The following is a 19,450-nucleotide window of genomic DNA, read 5'->3' as shown; positions in this document are numbered from 1 at the left end:
CATGTTGGCGTTCGACGCGATCTAGCAGCCCCGTGCGCCGGGCGCAAAAGCTCACCACGCCATCGTGAGCGCGACGAGAGCCGCCATCAGCGCCCAGGTCCGCCACAGCGCGGTGACGGCGGCCCGGATCTCGGCGGCGCCCGGGTCACGGCGGCCCTCGGGGAACACCCAGGGAAAATCCTGCATCCGCCCGTCATAGGCGCGCGGGCCGCTGAGGCTGACGTCCAGGCACACCGCCATGGCCGCCTCGGGCCAGCCCGCGTTGGGCGAGCGGTGCAGCCCCGCATCGCGAAGGATCACCCGCCAGGCGTCGGCCCGCAGATGCGCCAGCGCGATCAGGCCCGCCGTCAGCCGCGCGGGAATCCAGTTCAGCACGTCGTCCAGCCGCGCCGCCGCCCAGCCGAACGCCTCGTGCCGGGGCGTGCGATAGCCCACCATGCTGTCGGCAGTGTTGACGATCTTGTAGATCAGGATGCCCGGCAGGCCGGCCACCGCGAACCAGAAGGCGGGTGCCACAACCCCGTCGCCCAGGTTCTCGGCGGCGGATTCGATTGCGGCGCGGGCGACGGCGGCCCCGTCCATGGCAGCGGTGTCACGACCCACGATCTGCGCCACGGCGTGCCGCCCCTCGGGCAGCGAGCGTCCCAGCGCCGAGGCGACCCGGCCCACGTGGTCGGCCAGGCTGCGCTGGGCCAGCAGGATGGCGGCGATCAGCGTGGACCACAGTGCGCCGCCCGGCAGCGCCGCGATGAACAGGCCCAGCAGGCCCGCGCCGATGACCAGCCCTGCCACGCACAGCACACCCATGGCCCGGGCGGGCGGGCGGTTGAACCGCCGGTCGGACCAGCCCACCGCGCGGCCCATCAGGACCGCCGGGTGCGGCGCCCGGTCCCACAGCCAGCGCGGCTCGCCCAGCAGGGCATCCAGCAGCAAGGCCGCGAACAGCGTCACGCGGCGCCGTCCGTCAATGCGACGGCCAGCCGGTCGAACGCGTCCGGCTGCGGCAGGCCCAGCCGCAGCCACCGGTCCGAGTAGGGAAAGACCCGCGACAGGATCCGCGCGCGGCCCAGCCGGTCATGCCACGCGGCGGCATCCACATCGTAGAGGCGGAACAGGGTCGTGCCGCCCACCACCTCGGCCCCGACCTGCGCCATCAGGCCGTCCAGCCGCGCCGCGTCCCGGACCAGCCGCGCGCGCGTTCGCCCGGCCCAATCGTGGTCCGATATCGCCATCGCCCCCACCCGCAGCGCAGGCCCCGACACCGCCCAGGGCCCCATCCGGGCGGCCAGCGGTGCCAGCGTACCGGGGTGGCCGATGGCGAAGCCCAGTCGCAGCCCGGCCAGCCCCCAGAACTTGCCGAAGCTCTTCAGCACCACCGTGCCCGGCCGGGCGCAGCGCGCCACCTCGGACGCCTCGGGCATCACGTCGCAGAAGCTTTCGTCGATGATCCGCAAGGCCGGGTCGCCCTCGGGCGCGAAGAGGCATCCGTCGGGATTGTTCGGGTGCACCGTGACGTGGGTGTCCGCCGTCGCGTCCCCGATGGCGATGCCGTGCGCCTGGAAAGCGGCGGCGTGCTCGTTATAGGTCGGCCCGGGGATGTGGACCGACCCGCCGGGCGCCAGCATCGGCAGCGCGGCGATCAGCGCCGAGGCCCCGGGCGCGGGCAGCACCATGGTGCCCTCGGGCACCTCCCAGAAGCGGCGCGCGGCGGAGACCAGGGCGGCCTCGGCCGCACGGTCGGGCAGGGCGGTCCAGTCCGACGCCGCGAAATCGGGAATGGGGTAGGGGACCGGGTTGATGCCGGTGGACAGGTCCAGCCAGTCCGCGCGCGTGCCGCCCCAGCGGGCGATGGCGGCGTCGATCCCGCCGCCGTGGTCGCGCGTCTCAGCCATCGTCGCCGGGCAACGGCGGGTGGCGCGTGACGAAGTGCCCCTTCACCCCCTGCGGCCACTGGCGATAGGGCACCTGGCCGCTGGCGCTTTCGGCATGGAGCCGGGCATAGGCGACGATCGCTTCGGCATCCTCGGCCTCGGGAGCGAAGCGGCCCAGCGTGTAACTCAGCTTGCCCGCCGCCTGGATCGCCACGTTGCAGCCTTGCGCGCAGCCCATCAGGCACGACACGCGGCGGGTCCGCACCGCGCCGCCGTCGGCCGCGGCCTCGACCAGCCGGGCCAGCGCCGCGCCATGGGTCTCGGTCTCGCGCGCGGCGTCCCAGTCGTCGCGCTTGCAGGTGTCGCAGATGGTGATCCAGGTGGTCATGGGCCGGGGTAAAACCCGATCCGGCCGCCCGGGGCAAGGGGCACCGCGTTGCATTCGGCGCGGAACGCCGCGCGGCGCGGCGACGTTGGACCGCGCAGGAGGGACGCACCCATGTCGACCGGAACCAAGGCCCGCCACGAGAAACACGAGATCGTGGCCCGCGAACGGCCCGAGCTTCTGGTCTTCTGCGGCATCGCGGGGATCGTCGGCAACGTGATGCCGCTGGTGGCCATTACCGCCGGCACCCTGCTGACCCAGCACGATTTCGTCGCCGACACGATCAGCGACCTCGCCCGGGGCGAGCGCAAGTGGATCATGGACGTGGGGTTCTATTTCAACGCGGGCGGTTTGCTGGCGCTGGCCATCGCGGCGGCGCACGCGCATCTGGGCCGCGCGGGATGGACGCTCGGGCTGTTCTGCCTGTCGTTCCTTGCGCTGGTCGAGGTCCTGCTGGGCGTCTGGGACGAGTTCGGCCAGCAGACCCCGGACATGTCGGTGCACACGCAGCTGACCTTTTTCCTCGGGCCGCTCTACCTGGCCGGCCCGCTCGCCATGGCCGAGGGCGCGAAAGGCGTGCACCGGAGCTACAAGCCCCTGTTCCTGTCCGCCGCGGCGGTCTGGCTGGTCTTCGCCGTCGCGTTCAAGCTGGCGTCGAACAGCTTCGACGGCCTGCTCGAGAAGATCGCGGTGGCGGGGACGCTTCTGTGGCTGGTGCCGCTGTCGTGGCTGTTCCTGGCCCGCGGGCGCGAGACGCTGCATCGTCTGACCGGCGACTAGGCCTGCCGGGGCTGGACCCGTGCGGCCCGTTGGCCTAAGCCGCCGCGCATGAGCGACAAGCCCCCCAACGCGCCCTGGCGCAACTTCTACGGCCGCCGCAAGGGCCACAACCTGCGCGACAGCCAGGAGGCCTACCTGGCCGAGGACCTGGACAAGCTGTCGCCGGGGCCCGTGGACTGGGACGCGAACCCCGAGCGCACGCCGCTGGACCTCAAAGCGCTGTTCGGCGGCAAGCCCGTCTGGCTCGAGATCGGCTTCGGCGGGGGCGAGCACCTGGTGCATCAGGCGAGCCGCAACCCCGATGTGGGCATCATCGGGGCCGAACCCTATATCAACGGCGTCGCCATGCTGCTGGGCAAGATCCGCGCGGCGGGCGTGGGCAACCTGGCGGTCCATCCCGGCGACGTGCGCGACCTGTTCGACGTGCTGCCCGATGGCAGCATCGAGCGGGCCTTCCTGCTCTATCCCGATCCGTGGCCAAAGGCGCGGCATCACCGCCGCCGCTTCGTCACGCCCGAACACCTGGAGCCGCTGGCCCGTGTCACGGCGCCGGGTGCGATCTTCCGGGTAGCGACCGACATTCCCGACTATGTGCGCCAGACCCACGAGGAAGTGCCGGGCGCGGGGTTCGACCTGCTGGACGAGGGCGGTACGCCCTGGGACGACTGGATCTCAACCCGCTACGAGCAGAAGGCGCTGCGCGAGGAGCGCGTGCCGCACTACCTTACGTTCCGGCGGCGGGGATAGGCGGGGTTTGGCCGAGCGCGAAATGCGGCGCTAGGTGAAAATTCATATCGGTGGCATATTCAACGTATTGATTATGCGATTTTGGACAGACCGATGAAATTCTCTCCCAAGCTCCTGGCCTTCCCGATCTTCCTGTTCCTGGTGATCCCGCTGGCCGCCCTTTTCTGATCTTTCGAGGCCTTGCGCGCCGGGGCGCAGGTTGTAGGGTCGCGCGGATTTTCATGCCGCGCAGGAAAGGCCCTTCATGTCCGCCCACGGTGACCCGATCCCGATGACCGCCCGCGGCGGCCATGCCCTGACCGGCACGGCCGATGTGCCCGGCGACAAGTCCATCTCACACCGGTCGCTGATCCTCGGCGCCATGGCGGTGGGCGAAACCCGCGTGAGCGGCCTTCTCGAAGGGCAGGACGTGCTGGATACCGGCCGCGCCATGGCCGCGCTGGGCGCCGAGGTGATCCGCCACGGCCCCGGCGACTGGTCGGTGCATGGCGTGGGTGTCGGCGGCTTCGCCGAGCCCGAGCAGGTGATCGACTGCGGCAACTCGGGCACTGGCGTGCGGCTCATCATGGGCGCGGTGGCCACCCATGACATGGCCGTGACCTTCACCGGTGACGCGTCGCTGAACGGGCGTCCCATGGGCCGCGTGACCGACCCGCTGTCGCTGTTCGGGGCGCGGGCCGTGGGGCGTGCGGGGGGGCGGCTGCCGCTGACCCTCGTGGGTGCGGCCGAGCCGGTGCCGGTCCGCTATGCCACGCCGGTGGCCTCGGCACAGGTGAAGTCGGCAGTGCTGCTGGCGGGGTTGAACGCGCCGGGCCGGACCGTGGTGGTCGAGCGCGAGGCGACCCGCGACCATTCCGAGCGGATGCTGGCGGGCTTCGGCGCCGAGATCGAGACCAGGCGCACCGACGAGGGCTTCGAGATCACGCTGACCGGCCGCCCCGAGCTGCGCCCGCAAACCATCGCCGTGCCGCGGGACCCGTCCAGCGCCGCCTTCCCGGTCTGCGCCGCGCTGATCACCGAGGGGTCCGACGTGCTGGTGCCCAATATCGGCCTGAACCCCACGCGGGCGGGCCTGTTCGACACGCTGGTCGAGATGGGCGCCGACCTGGCCTTCGAGAACCGCCGCGAGGAGGGGGGCGAGCCGGTGGCCGACATGCGCGCCCGGTTCTCGCCCGACATGAAGGGCATCCGCGTCCCGTCGGAACGCGCGGCCTCGATGATCGACGAATACCCGGTGTTGTCGGTGGTGGCCGCCAATGCGGCCGGCGTGACCGAGATGCCCGGCGTGGCCGAGCTGCGCGTGAAGGAATCGGACCGCATCGATGCCATGGCGCAAGGCCTGCGCGCCAACGGGGTCGAGGTCGAGGACGGGCCGGACTGGTGGCAGGTCACCGGACGTGGCCCGGGGGGCGTCCCCGGCGGTGCGACAGTGGCCGCGCGGCTCGACCATCGCATCGCCATGTCGTTCCTGTGCCTCGGAATGGCAGCGAAAGCGCCGGTGACGGTGGACGACGCCCAGCCCATCGCTACGTCGTTTCCCATCTTCGAGGACCTGATGAAGGCCCTCGGCGCCGAGATCGTAAGGGGGAACGGCTGATGTTCAGCGACGATAGTGACGGCCTGCCGGTCATGGGCGGCTGTCTGTGCAACGAGGTCTCGTTCCGCGTGCGCGGTCCCCTGCGGCCCGTGGTCGCCTGCCACTGCCAGCAATGCCGCCGCATGTCCGGCCATTTCACCGCCGCCACCGCCGCGTCCAAGGACGGGGTCGAGATCGAAGGCGAAGTGCGCTGGTACCAGAGCTCGGAAGGCGCGCGCCGCGGCTTCTGCCCCGAATGCGGCAGCACCCTGTTCTGGGACGGGGGCGGCGACATGCTGTCGATCTTCGCGGGCTCGCTGGACAAGCCCACCGGCCTGACGACCGCGTGGCACATCCATTGCGCCGACAAGGGCGACTATTACGAGATCGCCGATGGGCTGAAGCAGTATCCCGGCGCCGATGACGGCCCGCCCAAGCCCGAATGATCCCCGCGGCGGCCCGACCGTCGCGACCGAGAACTTGAAGAAAGGTGAAGCCCGATGCCGTTCACCGTGGCCATCGACGGGCCGGCGGCGGCCGGCAAGGGAACGATCTCGCGCGCCGTGGCCGCGCATTTCGGCTTTCGCCACCTGGATACAGGGTTGCTCTACCGCGCCACCGGGGCGCGGGTGATCGCGGGCGAAGAACCGCTGGCCGCGGCGCAGGCGCTGGTCCCCGAGGACCTGGACCGCCAGGGCCTGCGCACCGCCGCCGTGGCCGACGCGGCCAGCAAGGTCGCGGCCATCCCCGAGGTGCGCGCGGCGCTTCTGGCGTTCCAGCGGCAGTTCGCGCGGCTGGGCGCGGGCGCGGTGCTGGACGGGCGCGACATCGGCACCGTCGTCTGCCCCGAGGCGGAGGTGAAGCTGTTCGTCACCGCCAGCCCCGAGATTCGCGCGCGGCGCCGGTTCGACGAGCTGCGCGCCGATGGCGACGACACCGACTTTGAAACGGTGCTGGCCGATGTGCGCGCCCGCGATGACCGCGACGCGGGCCGGGCCGACGCCCCCATGCGCGCGGCCGAGGACGCAGTGGTCATCGACACCACCGAGCTCGACATCGACGCGGCGGTGGCCCGCGCGGTCGAGGCCGTTTCCGCCCGGTACGGCGCGGTCTAGGGCCGCTGCCGGGGCTTGCGCGACGGAAAGCTTTGGCCTATCAGGCGGGCGTCGAAGGGGCGGGACAGCCCCGGGCGTGAGCAGGGTCGGTCAACGCCGGCCCTTTTTGTCATCCCGGGACCCGTCAGCAAGGCCAATCGAAAGACCGGCGGAGACAACCGCGCGGCCCGTATAGACCGTAAAAAAGGAACTCATAGGCCACATGGCTCAGAACGCATCCATGGAGGAATTCGAAGCCCTCCTGAACGAAAGCTTCGAAATCGACACGCCCGACGAAGGGTCTGTCGTCAAGGGCAAGGTCCTCGCCATCGAGGCGGGCCAGGCCATCATCGACGTCGGCTACAAGATGGAAGGCCGCGTCGATCTGAAAGAATTCGCACAGCCCGGCGAAGCCCCCGAGATCCACGTGGGCGACGAAGTCGAGGTTTACCTGCGCCAGGTCGAGAACGCCCGTGGCGAAGCCGTGATCAGCCACGAGATGGCCCGTCGCGAAGCCGCCTGGGACCGCCTGGAAAAAGCCTATGCCGACGAGAACCGCGTCGAAGGCGCGATCTTCGGCCGCGTCAAGGGTGGCTTCACCGTCGACCTCGGCGGCGCCGTGGCGTTCCTGCCCGGCTCGCAGGTCGACGTGCGCCCCGTGCGCGATGCCGGCCCGCTGATGGGTCTCAAGCAGCCGTTCCAGATCCTCAAGATGGACCGCCGCCGCGGCAACATCGTGGTGTCGCGCCGCGCCATCCTGGAAGAAAGCCGTGCCGAGCAGCGCGCCGAGGTTATCGGCAACCTGGCGGAAGGTCAGGCCGTGGACGGTGTGGTGAAGAACATCACCGAATACGGTGCCTTCGTGGACCTGGGCGGCGTCGACGGCCTGCTGCACGTCACCGACATGGCGTGGCGCCGGGTCAACCACCCGTCCGAGATCGTCACCATCGGCGAGACGATCAAGGTGCAGGTCATCAAGATCAACAAGGAAACCCATCGTATCAGCCTGGGCATGAAGCAGCTGCAGGACGATCCGTGGGATACCGTCGAAGCCAAGTTCCCGCTGGACAGCACCCATACCGGCCGCGTGACCAACATCACCGACTACGGTGCGTTCGTCGAGCTCGAGCCGGGCGTCGAGGGCCTGGTCCACGTGTCGGAAATGTCCTGGACCAAGAAGAACGTGCACCCCGGCAAGATCGTCTCCACCTCGCAGGAAGTGGAAGTCATGGTGCTGGAGATCGACACCCAGAAGCGCCGCGTGAGCCTTGGCCTCAAGCAGACCATGCGCAACCCGTGGGAGGTCTTCGCCGAGACCCACCCCGAGGGCACGCACGTGGAAGGCGACGTCAAGAACATCACCGAGTTCGGTCTCTTCGTGGGCCTGGACGGCGACATCGACGGCATGGTCCACCTCAGCGACATCAGCTGGGACCAGCGCGGCGAGGAAGCCATCCAGAACTACCAGAAGGGCGACACCGTTCAGGCCGTCGTCACCGAGGTGGATGTCGAGAAAGAGCGTATCAGCCTGTCGATCAAGGCCCTGGACGACAGCTTCTCGGGTGCGACCGAGGGCGTGAAGCGCGGCTCGATCATCACCGTCGAGGTGACGGCGATCGAGGATGGCGGGATCGAGGTGGAATACGAAGGCGCCAAGTCCTTCATCCGCCGCTCGGACCTGTCGCGCGACCGTTCCGAGCAGCGCCCCGAGCGCTTCCAGGTCGGTGACAAGGTCGACGTCCGCGTCACCAATGTCGACCAGAAGACCCGCCGCCTTGGCCTGTCGATCAAGGCGCGCGAGATCGCCGAAGAGAAAGAGGCCGTCGAACAGTATGGCAGCTCGGACTCGGGCGCCTCGCTGGGCGATATCCTTGGCGCCGCGCTGAAGGGCGACGAGTGATCTGAGAAAAGGCGCGTGCGGCCCCGTCCGCGCGCGACAATACGGCCCCGCGTCCCAGTGGCGCGGGGCCGTTCGCGTTTCACGGCACCCGAATCGTCGCCCGGGCGACGGGGCGCCGTTGCCCCGGTCACGGCGTCCGACGCGGCGCAAGATTGAAATCTTTGGAGAATTTCGGGGCGGTCCCGCTGTCGGAGGGCCTGTTCGGGCTAAGATCGCTTTCGTAACGGGAAAATCCGGCTATAGTCGTGGTTCTATCGAGGCGCGACAAACGCGCCCATTCAGCGGGGGAGACTGACGATGATTCGATCCGAATTGATTCAGAAGATCGCCGACGAGAACCCGCACCTGACCCAGCGCGACGTCGAGCGTATCGTCGGAACCGTCTTCGATCAGATCATCGATGCCCTGGCCCGCGGCGACCGGGTCGAGCTGCGCGGTTTCGGCGCATTCTCGGTCAAGAAGCGCGATGCTCGTATGGGACGGAACCCCCGCACCGGAGAGGCCGTTCAAGTCGAGGCCAAGCATGTTCCGTTCTTCAAGACCGGCAAGCTTCTCCGTGACCGTTTGAACGAAGGATAAGACCCCCCATGCGTCTGGTGAAATACATCTTTCTGGCTGTCCTGGCCGTGATCCTGATCATCGTAGCCCTGGCCAACTCCGCGCTGGTGACCTTGCGCGTCCTGCCCGAGGCGATGGCCGGCTTCCTGGGCCTGTCGTGGGAAATCACGCTGCCCATGTTCATCGTGATCCTGGGCGCGATCGTCGTCGGCCTGGCGATCGGGTTCTTCTGGGAATACCTGCGCGAGCACAAGCACCGCGCCGCCGCCCGCGAAGCGCGGCGCGAGAAGGACGAGCTGCAGCGGGAGAACGAGAACCTGCGCAGCCGCGGCCGCACCACCGGGCGCGGCGGGGACGACGTGCTGGCGCTGCTGGAAGACGGCAGTGTTCCGCGCTAGACGCGCCCCCCATGACCGACACGCGTGTGAAGATCTGCGGGCTGACCGAAACCGCCGACGTGGCCGCCGCCCTGCTGGCGGGCGCGTCCTATGTCGGTTTCGTGTTCTTTCCCAAGTCCCCCCGCCACCTGGAACTGGATGCCGCGGCCTTCATGGCCGGCTCGGTGCCCGAGGGCATTACCCGCGTGGCGCTGACCGTGGATGCCGATGACGCCACGCTCGACCGGATCGTGGGCGAGGTGCCGCTGGACATGTTGCAGCTTCACGGATCCGAAACGCCCGAGCGGGTGGCGGCCATCCGCGCGCGCCACGGCCTGCCGGTGATGAAGGCGGTGGGCGTGGCCGATGCGGGCGACCTTCCCGCGCTCGACCGCTACGCCGATGTCGCCGACCAGATCCTCGTCGATGCCAAGCCGCCCAAGGGGGCCGAGCTGCCCGGCGGCAACGGCCTGGCCTTCGACTGGCGGCTGATCGCCGAGCGTGACTGGTCGCAGCCCTGGATGCTGGCGGGCGGCCTGCACGCGGGCAACGTGGCCGAGGCGATCCGCCTGACGGGCGCCACGCAGGTTGACGTGAGCTCGGGCGTCGAGTCGGCGCCGGGGATGAAGGACGGCGAGCGCATGCGCGATTTCGTCGCCGCCGCGCGGGGCGACGTCACCGCCTGATCCACCCAGCGCGGCCATTCCAATCCGCCGCCTTGATCCCCATATGCAGACAGGCGCGGCAGGATGCCGTCCGCCTTCCGGTTTCCAAGTTCCCATGTCCAATCGTGCCCTCGCCAGGATCCGCCGCCAGATCGCGGCCATCGAACGGACGGCGCCCCCCGCCGGCCGCGTGATCGCCCCGTTGACCCGCCCGCGCCACCGCTGGCTGCGGGTGCCCGTGGCGCTTCTGCTGATCCTGGGCGGGGTCGCGTCGATCCTGCCGATGCTGGGGCTGTGGATGCTGCCGCTGGGCCTGCTGCTGCTGTCGCTGGACGTGCCCCCGCTGCGCCCGGTGGTGGCGGCCGCGATGGTCTGCGGGCGGCGGCGCCTGCGCCGGCTCGCCGCGCGATTCCGGGCCGCCTGAGGGCCCTGCGCCGCTTTACCCTGCCGCGCCCGCTGATATGATCGCGCCTCAATCGAAAGGGTGCGCGATGGCCAACGATCTGTTCAATTCCTTCATGACCGGGCCCGACGAAAAGGGCCGGTTCGGCAAGTTCGGCGGCCGCTTCGTGTCGGAAACGCTGATGCCGCTGATCCTGCAGCTGGAACAGGAATACGAACGCGCCAAGACCGACGACAGCTTCTGGGCCGAGATGCACGATCTCTGGACCCACTATGTCGGCCGCCCCAGCCCGCTGTATTACTGCGAGCGCCTGACCGAGCGTCTGGGCGGCGCCAAGATCTACATGAAGCGCGACGAGCTGAACCACACCGGCGCGCACAAGATCAACAACGTGCTGGGCCAGATCATCCTGGCCCGCCGCATGGGCAAGACCCGCATCATCGCCGAGACCGGTGCGGGCCAGCACGGCGTCGCCACCGCCACCGTCTGCGCCAAGTTCGGTCTGAAATGCGTGGTCTACATGGGCGCCCACGATGTCGAGCGTCAGGCCCCCAACGTGTTCCGGATGAAGCTCCTGGGCGCCGAGGTGATCCCGGTGACCAGCGGTCGTGGCACGCTGAAGGACGCCATGAACGACGCGCTGCGCGACTGGGTGACCAACGTGCGCGACACATTCTACTGCATCGGGACGGTGGCTGGGCCGCACCCCTATCCGGCCATGGTCCGTGATTTCCAGGCGATCATCGGCAAGGAAGCCAAGGAACAGATGCAGGCGGCCGAGGGGCGTCTGCCCGACACGATCATCGCCGCGATCGGTGGCGGCTCGAACGCCATGGGCCTGTTCTACCCCTTCCTTGACGACAAGGAGGTTTCGATCATCGGGGTCGAGGCCGGCGGCAAGGGCGTGAATGAGAAGATGGAGCATTGCGCGTCCCTGACCGGCGGACGGCCGGGCGTGCTGCACGGCAACCGCACCTACCTGCTTCAGGACGACGACGGCCAGATCCTGGAAGGGTTCAGCATCTCGGCCGGGCTCGACTATCCCGGCATCGGCCCCGAGCATTCGTGGCTGCACGATATCGGCCGCGCGCAATACGTCGCGATCACCGATGCCGAGGCGCTGGAGGCGTTCCAGCTCTGCTGCGAATCCGAGGGGATCATCCCCGCGCTCGAGCCCAGCCACGCCCTGGCCCACGTTATGAAGATCGCGCCCGACCTGCCCAAGGATCACATCATCTGCATGAACATGTGCGGCCGGGGCGACAAGGATATCTTCACCGTCGCCAAGGCTCTGGGCTTCGAGATGAAGGCCCCGGGCTGAGGTCCGCGCCTAACGGGTGAGATACAGCAGGTCGAACTCCGACTCGAGCAGCGGGTAGGGGAACATCAGCCGCGCCGATGTCCCGGATGTCTGCTCGAACACGGCGACCTGCGGGATCGTCTGGTTCGGCTCGACCGCCGTCTGGGTATCGGGCAGGCCCGCGTAATCGGTTGCGGGCGCTTCGCCGGTGTGGCCCGCGCCCAGGTAGATGAGCCGCCCTTCGATCATGCTGATCGTGCCCACGGTCCGCTGCGATCCGGTGAGTTTCTCGAATCGCCATTCGGTGGGGCCGACCTGCGTGATGCGGCAGCGGAAATCGGTATAGGCCACCAGCCCGGACAGCCCGCCCAGCTTGATCGTGCGGCAGTTCCAGTCGCCGTTCGGGGCGGGGGCCAGCGGGCGGCCCGACAGCGCGCGGGTCAGCACATCGATATCGGCCGCGTCGCCTTCGGACAGCGCCACCAGCAGCGCCCGGCCCGCCGCCTCTTCGAATCGCGCCAGCCGGTCGGCATCGGCCGCCCGGATCTGCGGTGCGGCCCAGGCGGGCGCGACGGCCAGCAGCGACAGCGCCAGAAGGCTAGCGCGCAGCATGCTCGGTCAGCACTTGCAGCGACACGATATCCAGCGTGCGCACATGGGTGGCGTTCAGATGCACCTTCGGGCCGCAATTCTCCTCGACCGCCTGCAGGAAACGGCTGGCGCACAGGCACCACCGGTCGCCGGGCTTCAGGCCGGGAAAGTTGAACTCGGGCCGCGGCGTGCTGAGGTCGTTGCCCAGGTATTTCGAGAAGGCTAGGAATTCGGCCGTCATCACCGCGCAGACGGTGTGGGCGCCTTCGTCGGCGGCGCAGGTGTTGCAATGGCCGTCCCGGAAGAACCCGGTGACGGGGTCGACGGAGCAGGGCGCCAGATCGGTGCCGAGCACGTTGAGAGATGTCTCTTTTTCCATGTCCCCGAAGCTAGGGCCGTCGGCGCGCGGGGTAAAGCGGGCGACGTGCGGCTACTTGAACCGGTCCACCAGTTTCTGCAGGGGCGAGCGGTCGTCGGGCTGGGCCGTCCCGGTCTCCACTGCCTTTGGCGGGGCAGGGGGCGCGGCCTTGCTGCCCTTGTCCTCGCCCGTGTCGCCGCCCGGCCGCTTGGTGCCGGTGCTGGCGCGCTGCGGGCTCAGCCGTTGCGCCACCGCGTTCAGGAACTTCGGCGTGTCGCCCTCGGCCAGGTGCGCGGCGCCGTCCGACACGCCGCGCAGCATGTCGTCCAGCCACTCGGCATCCGCCTTGGGAAAATCGCGCAGGACGTGGCCGGGCACCGCGTCCTTGTGGCCCGGATGGCCCACGCCCATGCGCACGCGCTGGTAGTCGGGGCCGATATGGGCGTGCAGCGACCGCAGCCCGTTGTGGCCCGCATGGCCGCCGCCGGTCTTGGCCTTCAGCTTGCCGGGGGCGAGGTCGATCTCGTCGTGGAAGATCACCACGTCGCCCACGTCGATCTTGTGAAAGCGCATGGCCTCGCCCACCGACTGGCCCGAATTGTTCATGTAGGTCGTGGGCTTCAGCAGCAGGACCTTTTCGTGGCCCAGCCGGCCTTCCGAGACGAGGCCCTGGAACTTGGCGCGAAACGGCGTGAAGTCGTGATCCCCGGCGATGCGGTCCACGGCCATGAAGCCGATATTGTGCCGGTTGTTGGCATATTTGTCGCCCGGATTGCCCAGGCCCACGAACAGTCGCATGGCGCAGCGCCCCTGTGTCAGCTCGCGGTCCTTATGCCGCGTGCCGGGCCGATTGGCCAGCCGGGCGGGGCCGCGAACGAAAAACGGGCGCGGCCTTTTGCGCCGCGCCCGTTCTGGTGACTTTCATCGGATCGGACGATCAGCTTTCGTCGTCCTCGGTGCCTTCCTCGCCATCGGGCGGGCCCATCTCGGTGGTGGGCACCTCGTCGGCGGCGACATCCTCGTCCTCGTCATCCTCGGACTGGCTGGCCAGGCCGGAGGGCGGCTGGATGTTGGCGATGACGAAATCGCGGTCGATGGTCGGGCGCGTGCCCTCGGGCAGGTCGACCTGCGAGATGGTCAGCGTGTCGCCGATCTCCATCCCCGCGACCGACGCGACGATCTTCTCGGGGATCTCGCCGGCGGTGCAGCGCAGCTCGACTTCCGAGCGGACCATGGTCAGCACGCCGGTCTTCAGGCCGGGGGCCTGATCCTCGTCCACGATTTCCACCGGGATGAACAGCGACACGCGGCTGGTGCGGCGCAGGCGCATGAAATCCACGTGGGTCGGGAAATCCTTGACGATGTCGCGCTGGACGCCGCGGCAGATGACGCGCACGTCGTCGTGGCCTTCGACCTTCAGGTTGAACAGCGTCGACAGGAAGCGGCCGGCCTTCAGCCGCTTGATCAGCGCGTTGTAGGGGATGTTGATGGGAAGCGGATCGGATCCGCCGCCATAGACGACACCGGGCACGAGGTTTTCGCGCCGGGCCTGACGGGCGGCCCCCTTGCCTGTCCCCGTCCGCTCCATGGCGATGATGTCAGGTGTTTCGCCTGCCATGAGAAGTCTCCTAGAGTTTCAATTCATCGCGCCTCCCGCCGCCTCCAAGGGTGTGCACGCGGGATGCGATGCGGGCGTATAGGGCAGCTTGCCCCGGATGGGAAGGCCCCGTCTGCCCGATCGCGGCGAAAACGGCCCGGCTTGCCTAGGCGGTGCAATCCAGCGGGGCCAGAAGGTCGGCGATCTGGTCGCGCAGCCAGCCATGGGCGGCGCTGGCGGCGAAGCGTCGGTGCCAGACCATGACGATCTGCGCCACCGGCACCGACATCGGCGCGGCATAGACGTCCAGCCCGGCCGCGGGCGCCACGTGCCGGGCCAGTTGCACGGGCAAGAGCGCGATCAGGTCCGACCCCGCCACCGCGCGGTAGACGCCCGAGAAGACCGGCATGGTCATCACCACTTGCCGTTCGCGTCCCAGCCGGGCCAGCGCTGCATCGCCCATGGCCTGCAGCTTGCCCTCGGGCGAGAACAGCACGTGCCCGAGGTCGCAGAACAGGTCGACCGGGATCACGCCGCCCGGCGCGATGCCGGCCCGCGCCAGACGCGGGTGATCGCGCCGGGCCACGACCACAAAGGACGACCGGAAGACGGGGCGGCTTTGCACCCAGTCGGGCAGGTCCATCGCGGGCAGCAGCGCCATGTCCACGTCATAGCGTTCGAGCGTGTCCACGTAGCTGTCGGGCACGAGGTCGACCAGGTGGACCTTCATGCCCGGCGCCGCGCGGGTCAGCCGGTCGGCCAGCGACGGCATCAGCATCTCGGCGAAGAAGTCGCTGCCCGAGATCTTGAACCGGTCGGTGCTGGTCAGCGGGTCGAACCGGTCGGCGCCGCGCAGCAGGGTCTCGGTCAGGTCCAGGACCTCGCGCAGGGGCGCCTCCAGCGACAGGGCATAGGCCGTGGGCTCCAGCCCCTGTCCGCGCCGAAAGAACAGCTCGTCCCCCAGCGCCGCGCGCAGCCGCCCGAGCGCGGCCGAGACCGCCGGTTGCGACAGGCCCAGCCGTTCCCCGGCGCGGACCGTCGACGTCTCGCGCAACAGCGCGTCCAGCACCCGGAGCAGGTTCAGGTCGAAACTGGATAAATTCGCCAAACGAATACCGATCATAAGAACAATCGATTTTTCGTATCACGGGCCGCGTGATACGCCTAGTCCATAGAAAGCGCTTTCGTTTCCAACACCTTGTAGGGAGGAAACGATGAAGGACCTGACCCTCGGACCCGATGCCGTCGAATGGCTCGGGACCCAGTATCTGCCGATTCTCACCACCGCCGAAACCGATGGCGCCATGTCGATCACCGACAGCGTCTCGCCACCGGCCTCGGGGCCGCCCCGGCACATCCACCACGACGCGGACGAGGCCTTCGTGGTCCTGACCGGCGACGTGGAATTCTGGCTCGAGGGCGAAAGCTTCCTCCGCGGACCGGGCCAGACGGCCTTCATCCCGCGTGGCAGGGAGCACACCTTCCGGATCGTGGGCGAAAAGCCCTCGCGCCATCTCATCATCCTGACCCCGGGCGGGTTCGAAGGGTTCTTCGCCGACATGGCGCGGGGCGCCTTCCGCATCCCCGAGGACATGGCGCAGATCGAGGAAAGCGCCAAACGACATCAACTCAGCTTTACCGGCCCGCCGCTCGGCGCCGAGGAGGACGCATCATGAAATCCCTTCCCACCCTGTTTTTCGCCAGTGCCGCGCTCTTCGCCCTGATCGGCATGGTCTGGGGCATCCAGATGGCCGCCAGCCACGACCACACGCTGTCACCGGCCCACGGCCACCTGAACCTGCTGGGCTTCGTCGCCATGGCGGTCTTCGGCACCTACTACGCGCTGACCCCCGCGGCGATGGGGCGGATGGCGACGCTCCACTTCCTGCTGGCGGTCGCCACGGTCGTGTTTCTGGTGCCCGGTATCGCCATCGCCATCCCCGGCGGCAGCCCGGTGCTCAGCCAGATCGGATCGATCCTGGCGCTGGCGACCATGGCGCTGTTCGGCCTGATCGTCGTGCGCAACGGCGTGGGGCCGGTGCGGGCCGCCTGAGCGCGCTACCAGATCTGGCGGCGTAGCCAGAGGCAGGCCAGCGGCGGCACCACTATGGTGTCGCCGTCAACGTCCGGCAGCTGGTCGGTCAACGTATCCTTCGGCCAGGGCCCCGGATCCATCTGAAGCGCGTCGCGATGGATGCGCTGCGGCTCTTCCGAGAAGTTGGCAATGACCCAGGTCGTCGCCTCGGTTCCGGGCCTGAGCACGCTGAAGAGGCGGTCATGCCCGGTGCGCAGCACGCGCGACGGGGTATCGCCGCCCAGCTCGGCGCAGGCGGCGCGCACTTTCAGGATGTGGCGCAACGCGCGGTAGATCCGGCCATGGGGCGCATCGCTGGTCGGCGCGTCGGCCGCGCGGTTCCAGTCCATGGCGGGCCGTTGCATCCAGCGCCCGTCGCCCGCCCGGTCGGGATCCTCGCGCCAGGCGTGGTCGTTCATCAGCCCGATCTCGTCGCCCATGTAAATCAACGGCACACCGCCGAACCCCGCGATCAGCGCGTGGCCCAGGTTGATGCGGGCCACCGCGTCGTCGATCAGCCGCGCGTCGCCGGACTCCAGCGCCGACTCGAGCCCGGCGAGCGAGGCGAAGCTGCCATTGGTGCGCTTGTCGCCCGTCACCTCGTTGACCTGGAAGTCGGCGCCGCGGGCAAAGCTGCCGTCGAAGCGACCGGCGTAGAAATCGGCCAGGAAGCGGCGGTGCCCCGGTCCGGTGACGCCCGCCCGCTCGGCGTCGTCCTCGGTGATGGCCCAGCCGATATCGTCGTGGCAGCGGATATAGGTGCCCCACTCGGCATTGGTGAACCGGTCGGGGAAGTGACGCGCCAGCACGTCCGTCATCAGCGACGTCTCGCGGCTGGCCAGCGCGGACCAGAACTGCACCATCAGGCTGTTGTGATAGGCCAGGTTGCAGACCTTGCCCGCGTGCCGACCGGCGCCGAGATAAGGGACCAGCTGGTGCGGCCCGACGATGGCCTCGGCCTTGAAGATCGTGGCGGGCGCGGCCACCGACGCGGCCTGGTTGATGGCCTGCAGGATGTCGTGCACCTCGGGCAGGTTCTGGCAATCGGTGCCCATTCGCTTCCACATGAAGGCGACCGCGTCCAGGCGCAGCACCTCGGCCCCCGCGTTGGCCAGGTTCAGGATGATGTCCAGGATCGCCAGGAAGACCTCGGGGTTTTCCCAGTTCAGGTCCCACTGGAAGGTGTTGAAGGTCGTCCAGACCCATTTCCCCATCGTCTCGTCGAAGGTGAAATTGCCGGGCGCCTGGTTGGGAAAGACCTCCTGCAGGGTCTTCTCGAACTCCAGCGGCTCGGCCGGGTCGTCGTAGAGGCGATAGAACTTCTGGTAGAACGGGTCGCCCGCGCGGGCCCTGTCGGCCCAGGCGTGTTCCTTTGCGGTGTGGTTCAGGACCATGTCGATGCACGGGCTGATCCCGGCCGCGCGCATCTTCTGCGTCACGCGCTTGAAATCGGCCATGCTGCCCAGTCGCGGGTCGATCCGGGTGTAATCCATCACCGCGTAGCCGCCGTCGCTGTCGCCGGGGCGCGGCATGAGGCAGGGCATGAAATGGGCGTAGGTGATGCCCAGGTCGCGCAGGTAGGGGATCTTGCGCCCGACGCCCTTCATGTCGCCGGCGAAGCGGTCCACGTAAAAGACGTAGGCCGCCATGTCGCTGCTCTGGAACCAGTGCGGGTCCAGGTCACGCTTCAGGTCCAGCAGGCGCAGGTCGGCGGGCCGGGCGGCCCAGCGTCTGGCCAGAACCTCTCGCAGCCGTGCCATCAGCTGGTCGATGGGCATCGCGCGACCGTAAAGCCGGTTCAGCGGCGTGCGGATCTCGCGCTCGGCCCGTTGCCAGCGCATGTCGAACAGCGCGTCGTCGGTGACGCTGGCCTTGACCGTGGGGATCTTGGCCTTCGTGTGCTTGGCCGTGCCCGCGGGCGTCGCCCGCGACTTGAACTTCGGCATGGTCACCCCTCCCGGGCGGGATCGGCTCAGATGTTCCGGCGGTAGCGGTTGAACTCGTCATCCAGCAGCAGGATGTCGCGGCCCACCTCGGTCAGCTTGCGATGCCCGCAAAGCGCCATGGTGGTGTCGAGCTCCTTGTGGATGACGTTCAGCGCGTCGGTGACGCCCTGCTTGCCCTTCGCCCCGAGGCCGTAGATGAACGCGCGCCCGATATAGGTCCCGTCTGCGCCCAGGGCCATCGCCTTCAGCACATCCTGTCCCGACCGGATGCCGCTGTCCATGTGGATCTCGGTCTGGCCGCCCACGGCGTCCACGATCTCGGGCAGGACGCGGATGGCGCTCAGCGCGCCGTCCAGCTGCCGCCCGCCGTGGTTGCTGACGATGATGGCATCGGCGCCCACGTCCAGCGCGGCGCGCGCATCGTCCGCGTCGAGGATCCCTTTCAGGATCAGCTTGCCGCCCCACATGTCGCGGATCTTTTTGACCTTTTCCCAGTCCAGCCGCGGGTCGAACTGCTCGGCCGTCCAGGACGACAGGGACGACATGTCGCCGACGCCCTTGGCGTGGCCCACGATGTTGCCGAAGCTTCGCCGCTGGGTTTTCAGCATGTCCATGCCCCAGCCCCACTTGGTGCTGAGGTTCAGCATGTTCTTCAGCGTGGGCTTGGGCGGGGCCGACAGGCCGTTCTTGATGTCCTTGTGGCGCTGCCCGAGGATCTGCAGGTCCAACGTCAGCACCATGGCGCTACACCCGGCCTCGGTCGCGCGGCGGATGACGTTTTCCAGGAAGTCCTCGTCGCGCATCACGTAGAGCTGGAACCAGAACGGCTTCTTGGTGTGCTTGGCCACGTCCTCGATCGAGCAGATCGACATGGTCGACAGGGTGAAGGGCACGCAGAATTCCTCGGCGGCCTGGGCGGCCAGGATCTCGCCATCGGCGTGCTGCATCCCGGTCATGCCGACGGGGGCCAGCCCCACGGGCATGGTCACGTCCTCGCCGATCATCTTGGTCGCGGTCGAGCGGTCGTCCATGTCCACGGCCACGCGCTGGCGCAGGCGGATCTTGTCGAAATCGGTGGTGTTCTCGCGGAAGGTCTGCTCGGTCCACGACCCGCTTTCGCAGTAATCGTAGAACATCTTCGGCACGCGCCTTTTGTAGATGCGCTTGAGGTCTTCGATCTCGGTAATCGGTGTGGCCATGCGTGCCTCCTTCTTCGCCCGAACTCCTA

At 68.6% G+C, this 19,450-nt stretch carries 23 protein-coding genes; 13 read left to right on the top strand and 10 right to left on the bottom strand.

The features are described from left to right. Positions 1 to 51 precede the first annotated feature (51 nt). From cbiB to BMX96_RS10620, 3 genes are read right to left on the bottom strand one after another with little or no spacing between them, the layout of a single operon-like run. Positions 52 to 951, bottom strand: a complete 900-nt coding sequence (gene cbiB, locus BMX96_RS10630) for an adenosylcobinamide-phosphate synthase CbiB (protein WP_091845462.1) — start codon at positions 949 to 951, stop codon at positions 52 to 54. Continuing rightward, the gene (locus tag BMX96_RS10625) at positions 948 to 1,892 is read right to left on the bottom strand and encodes a threonine-phosphate decarboxylase (protein WP_091845461.1); all 945 of its coding nucleotides are present in this window, start codon (positions 1,890 to 1,892) and stop codon (positions 948 to 950) included. The genes cbiB and BMX96_RS10625 overlap by 4 nt, the downstream gene beginning before the upstream one ends. Beyond that, positions 1,885 to 2,259, bottom strand: coding sequence for a DUF1636 family protein (locus BMX96_RS10620; RefSeq protein WP_091845460.1), 375 nt, complete (start codon positions 2,257 to 2,259; stop codon positions 1,885 to 1,887). The genes BMX96_RS10625 and BMX96_RS10620 overlap by 8 nt, the downstream gene beginning before the upstream one ends. A 111-nt stretch (positions 2,260 to 2,370) precedes the next feature. Here BMX96_RS10620 and BMX96_RS10615 point away from each other — a divergent pair, with 111 nt between their 5' ends. The 11 genes from BMX96_RS10615 (at position 2,371) to trpB (ending at position 11,677) form a co-directional block, all read left to right on the top strand. Continuing rightward, a complete protein-coding gene (locus BMX96_RS10615) occupies positions 2,371 to 3,036 on the top strand; it encodes a DUF998 domain-containing protein (RefSeq protein WP_091845459.1) in 666 nt (221 codons plus the stop codon). A 48-nt stretch (positions 3,037 to 3,084) separates the two neighbouring features. Continuing rightward, a complete protein-coding gene (trmB, locus tag BMX96_RS10610) occupies positions 3,085 to 3,783 on the top strand; it encodes a tRNA (guanine(46)-N(7))-methyltransferase TrmB (protein ID WP_091845458.1) in 699 nt (232 codons plus the stop codon). Positions 3,784 to 4,027: 244 nt separating this feature from the next. Continuing rightward, positions 4,028 to 5,380 carry a 3-phosphoshikimate 1-carboxyvinyltransferase gene (gene aroA, locus BMX96_RS10605; protein WP_091845457.1) on the top strand — a complete coding sequence of 451 codons (1,353 nt, stop codon included), beginning with the start codon at positions 4,028 to 4,030 and terminating at the stop codon, positions 5,378 to 5,380. Continuing rightward, entirely contained in the window at positions 5,380 to 5,805 is a 426-nt protein-coding gene (locus BMX96_RS10600; protein ID WP_236737034.1) for a GFA family protein, read from the top strand. Before aroA ends, BMX96_RS10600 begins: the two co-directional genes overlap by 1 nt. Before the next feature lie 54 nt (positions 5,806 to 5,859). Beyond that, entirely contained in the window at positions 5,860 to 6,474 is a 615-nt protein-coding gene (locus tag BMX96_RS10595) for a (d)CMP kinase (protein WP_091845456.1), read from the top strand. 202 nt (positions 6,475 to 6,676) lie between these two features. Next, on the top strand, positions 6,677 to 8,353 hold the full coding sequence (gene rpsA / locus BMX96_RS10590) for a 30S ribosomal protein S1 (RefSeq protein WP_073128317.1): 1,677 nt from the start codon (positions 6,677 to 6,679) through the stop codon (positions 8,351 to 8,353). A gap of 297 nt (positions 8,354 to 8,650) precedes the next feature. Next, positions 8,651 to 8,932 (top strand): integration host factor subunit beta, encoded by a 282-nt coding sequence (gene ihfB / locus BMX96_RS10585; protein ID WP_073128316.1) that lies wholly within the window; start codon positions 8,651 to 8,653, stop codon positions 8,930 to 8,932. Positions 8,933 to 8,940: 8 nt separating this feature from the next. Continuing rightward, complete coding sequence (locus tag BMX96_RS10580) at positions 8,941 to 9,309, top strand: lipopolysaccharide assembly protein LapA domain-containing protein (RefSeq protein ID WP_073128315.1); 369 nt, start codon at positions 8,941 to 8,943, stop codon at positions 9,307 to 9,309. An 11-nt stretch (positions 9,310 to 9,320) separates the two neighbouring features. After that, entirely contained in the window at positions 9,321 to 9,974 is a 654-nt protein-coding gene (locus BMX96_RS10575; protein WP_091845455.1) for a phosphoribosylanthranilate isomerase, read from the top strand. 94 nt (positions 9,975 to 10,068) lie between these two features. Further along, on the top strand, positions 10,069 to 10,377 hold the full coding sequence (locus tag BMX96_RS10570) for a hypothetical protein (protein WP_073128313.1): 309 nt from the start codon (positions 10,069 to 10,071) through the stop codon (positions 10,375 to 10,377). Between the two features lie 67 nt (positions 10,378 to 10,444). Next, on the top strand, positions 10,445 to 11,677 hold the full coding sequence (gene trpB / locus BMX96_RS10565; RefSeq protein WP_091845454.1) for a tryptophan synthase subunit beta: 1,233 nt from the start codon (positions 10,445 to 10,447) through the stop codon (positions 11,675 to 11,677). Between the two features lie 9 nt (positions 11,678 to 11,686). On the opposite strand, the gene BMX96_RS10560 is transcribed toward trpB, so the two are convergent. The 5 genes from BMX96_RS10560 to BMX96_RS10540 form a co-directional block, all read right to left on the bottom strand. Beyond that, complete coding sequence (locus BMX96_RS10560; RefSeq protein WP_091845453.1) at positions 11,687 to 12,268, bottom strand: DUF4893 domain-containing protein; 582 nt, start codon at positions 12,266 to 12,268, stop codon at positions 11,687 to 11,689. Beyond that, the gene (locus BMX96_RS10555) at positions 12,255 to 12,626 is read right to left on the bottom strand and encodes a DUF2237 family protein (protein ID WP_091845452.1); all 372 of its coding nucleotides are present in this window, start codon (positions 12,624 to 12,626) and stop codon (positions 12,255 to 12,257) included. The genes BMX96_RS10560 and BMX96_RS10555 overlap by 14 nt, the downstream gene beginning before the upstream one ends. Positions 12,627 to 12,677: 51 nt before the next feature. Then, the gene (gene pth, locus BMX96_RS10550; RefSeq protein WP_091845451.1) at positions 12,678 to 13,403 is read right to left on the bottom strand and encodes an aminoacyl-tRNA hydrolase; all 726 of its coding nucleotides are present in this window, start codon (positions 13,401 to 13,403) and stop codon (positions 12,678 to 12,680) included. A gap of 139 nt (positions 13,404 to 13,542) precedes the next feature. Then, on the bottom strand, positions 13,543 to 14,223 hold the full coding sequence (locus BMX96_RS10545; protein ID WP_073128308.1) for a 50S ribosomal protein L25/general stress protein Ctc: 681 nt from the start codon (positions 14,221 to 14,223) through the stop codon (positions 13,543 to 13,545). 145 nt (positions 14,224 to 14,368) lie between these two features. Continuing rightward, a complete protein-coding gene (locus tag BMX96_RS10540; protein ID WP_236737033.1) occupies positions 14,369 to 15,310 on the bottom strand; it encodes a LysR family transcriptional regulator in 942 nt (313 codons plus the stop codon). Positions 15,311 to 15,416: 106 nt separating this feature from the next. Here BMX96_RS10540 and BMX96_RS10535 point away from each other — a divergent pair, with 106 nt between their 5' ends. Together BMX96_RS10535 and BMX96_RS10530 are read left to right on the top strand one after the other, a co-directional pair. Then, positions 15,417 to 15,878, top strand: coding sequence for a cupin domain-containing protein (locus tag BMX96_RS10535; RefSeq protein WP_073128306.1), 462 nt, complete (start codon positions 15,417 to 15,419; stop codon positions 15,876 to 15,878). Continuing rightward, positions 15,875 to 16,255, top strand: coding sequence for a hypothetical protein (locus BMX96_RS10530; protein ID WP_073128305.1), 381 nt, complete (start codon positions 15,875 to 15,877; stop codon positions 16,253 to 16,255). Before BMX96_RS10535 ends, BMX96_RS10530 begins: the two co-directional genes overlap by 4 nt. Positions 16,256 to 16,260: 5 nt before the next feature. Here the strand turns inward: BMX96_RS10530 and BMX96_RS10525 are convergent, their stop codons facing one another. Continuing rightward, positions 16,261 to 18,222: an alpha-amylase family protein gene (locus BMX96_RS10525; RefSeq protein WP_236737032.1), complete on the bottom strand. Its 1,962-nt coding sequence runs from the start codon at positions 18,220 to 18,222 to the stop codon at positions 16,261 to 16,263. A 26-nt stretch (positions 18,223 to 18,248) separates the two neighbouring features. Beyond that, positions 18,249 to 19,421 carry an alpha-hydroxy acid oxidase gene (locus BMX96_RS10520; RefSeq protein WP_091845449.1) on the bottom strand — a complete coding sequence of 391 codons (1,173 nt, stop codon included), beginning with the start codon at positions 19,419 to 19,421 and terminating at the stop codon, positions 18,249 to 18,251. Positions 19,422 to 19,450: the final 29 nt, after the last annotated feature.

Source organism: Palleronia pelagia (assembly GCF_900110115.1).
Classification (GTDB): domain Bacteria; phylum Pseudomonadota; class Alphaproteobacteria; order Rhodobacterales; family Rhodobacteraceae; genus Palleronia; species Palleronia pelagia.
This window is presented reverse-complemented; position numbering and strand designations above follow the sequence as displayed.

Excerpts from the sequence above, each read along its gene's own strand:
- BMX96_RS10625 (WP_091845461.1), bottom strand. The coding sequence starts at position 1,892 with ATGGCTGAGACGCGCGACCACGGCGGCGGGATCGACGCCGCCATCGCC.
- BMX96_RS10620 (WP_091845460.1), bottom strand. The coding sequence starts at position 2,259 with ATGACCACCTGGATCACCATCTGCGACACCTGCAAGCGCGACGACTGG.
- BMX96_RS10615 (WP_091845459.1), top strand. The coding sequence starts at position 2,371 with ATGTCGACCGGAACCAAGGCCCGCCACGAGAAACACGAGATCGTGGCC.
- trmB (WP_091845458.1), top strand. The coding sequence starts at position 3,085 with ATGAGCGACAAGCCCCCCAACGCGCCCTGGCGCAACTTCTACGGCCGC.
- aroA (WP_091845457.1), top strand. The coding sequence starts at position 4,028 with ATGTCCGCCCACGGTGACCCGATCCCGATGACCGCCCGCGGCGGCCAT.
- BMX96_RS10600 (WP_236737034.1), top strand. The coding sequence starts at position 5,380 with ATGTTCAGCGACGATAGTGACGGCCTGCCGGTCATGGGCGGCTGTCTG.
- BMX96_RS10595 (WP_091845456.1), top strand. The coding sequence starts at position 5,860 with ATGCCGTTCACCGTGGCCATCGACGGGCCGGCGGCGGCCGGCAAGGGA.
- rpsA (WP_073128317.1), top strand. The coding sequence starts at position 6,677 with ATGGCTCAGAACGCATCCATGGAGGAATTCGAAGCCCTCCTGAACGAA.
- ihfB (WP_073128316.1), top strand. The coding sequence starts at position 8,651 with ATGATTCGATCCGAATTGATTCAGAAGATCGCCGACGAGAACCCGCAC.
- BMX96_RS10580 (WP_073128315.1), top strand. The coding sequence starts at position 8,941 with ATGCGTCTGGTGAAATACATCTTTCTGGCTGTCCTGGCCGTGATCCTG.
- BMX96_RS10575 (WP_091845455.1), top strand. The coding sequence starts at position 9,321 with ATGACCGACACGCGTGTGAAGATCTGCGGGCTGACCGAAACCGCCGAC.
- BMX96_RS10570 (WP_073128313.1), top strand. The coding sequence starts at position 10,069 with ATGTCCAATCGTGCCCTCGCCAGGATCCGCCGCCAGATCGCGGCCATC.
- trpB (WP_091845454.1), top strand. The coding sequence starts at position 10,445 with ATGGCCAACGATCTGTTCAATTCCTTCATGACCGGGCCCGACGAAAAG.
- BMX96_RS10560 (WP_091845453.1), bottom strand. The coding sequence starts at position 12,268 with ATGCTGCGCGCTAGCCTTCTGGCGCTGTCGCTGCTGGCCGTCGCGCCC.
- BMX96_RS10555 (WP_091845452.1), bottom strand. The coding sequence starts at position 12,626 with ATGGAAAAAGAGACATCTCTCAACGTGCTCGGCACCGATCTGGCGCCC.
- pth (WP_091845451.1), bottom strand. The coding sequence starts at position 13,403 with ATGCGACTGTTCGTGGGCCTGGGCAATCCGGGCGACAAATATGCCAAC.
- BMX96_RS10545 (WP_073128308.1), bottom strand. The coding sequence starts at position 14,223 with ATGGCAGGCGAAACACCTGACATCATCGCCATGGAGCGGACGGGGACA.
- BMX96_RS10535 (WP_073128306.1), top strand. The coding sequence starts at position 15,417 with ATGAAGGACCTGACCCTCGGACCCGATGCCGTCGAATGGCTCGGGACC.
- BMX96_RS10530 (WP_073128305.1), top strand. The coding sequence starts at position 15,875 with ATGAAATCCCTTCCCACCCTGTTTTTCGCCAGTGCCGCGCTCTTCGCC.
- BMX96_RS10525 (WP_236737032.1), bottom strand. The coding sequence starts at position 18,222 with ATGCCGAAGTTCAAGTCGCGGGCGACGCCCGCGGGCACGGCCAAGCAC.
- BMX96_RS10520 (WP_091845449.1), bottom strand. The coding sequence starts at position 19,421 with ATGGCCACACCGATTACCGAGATCGAAGACCTCAAGCGCATCTACAAA.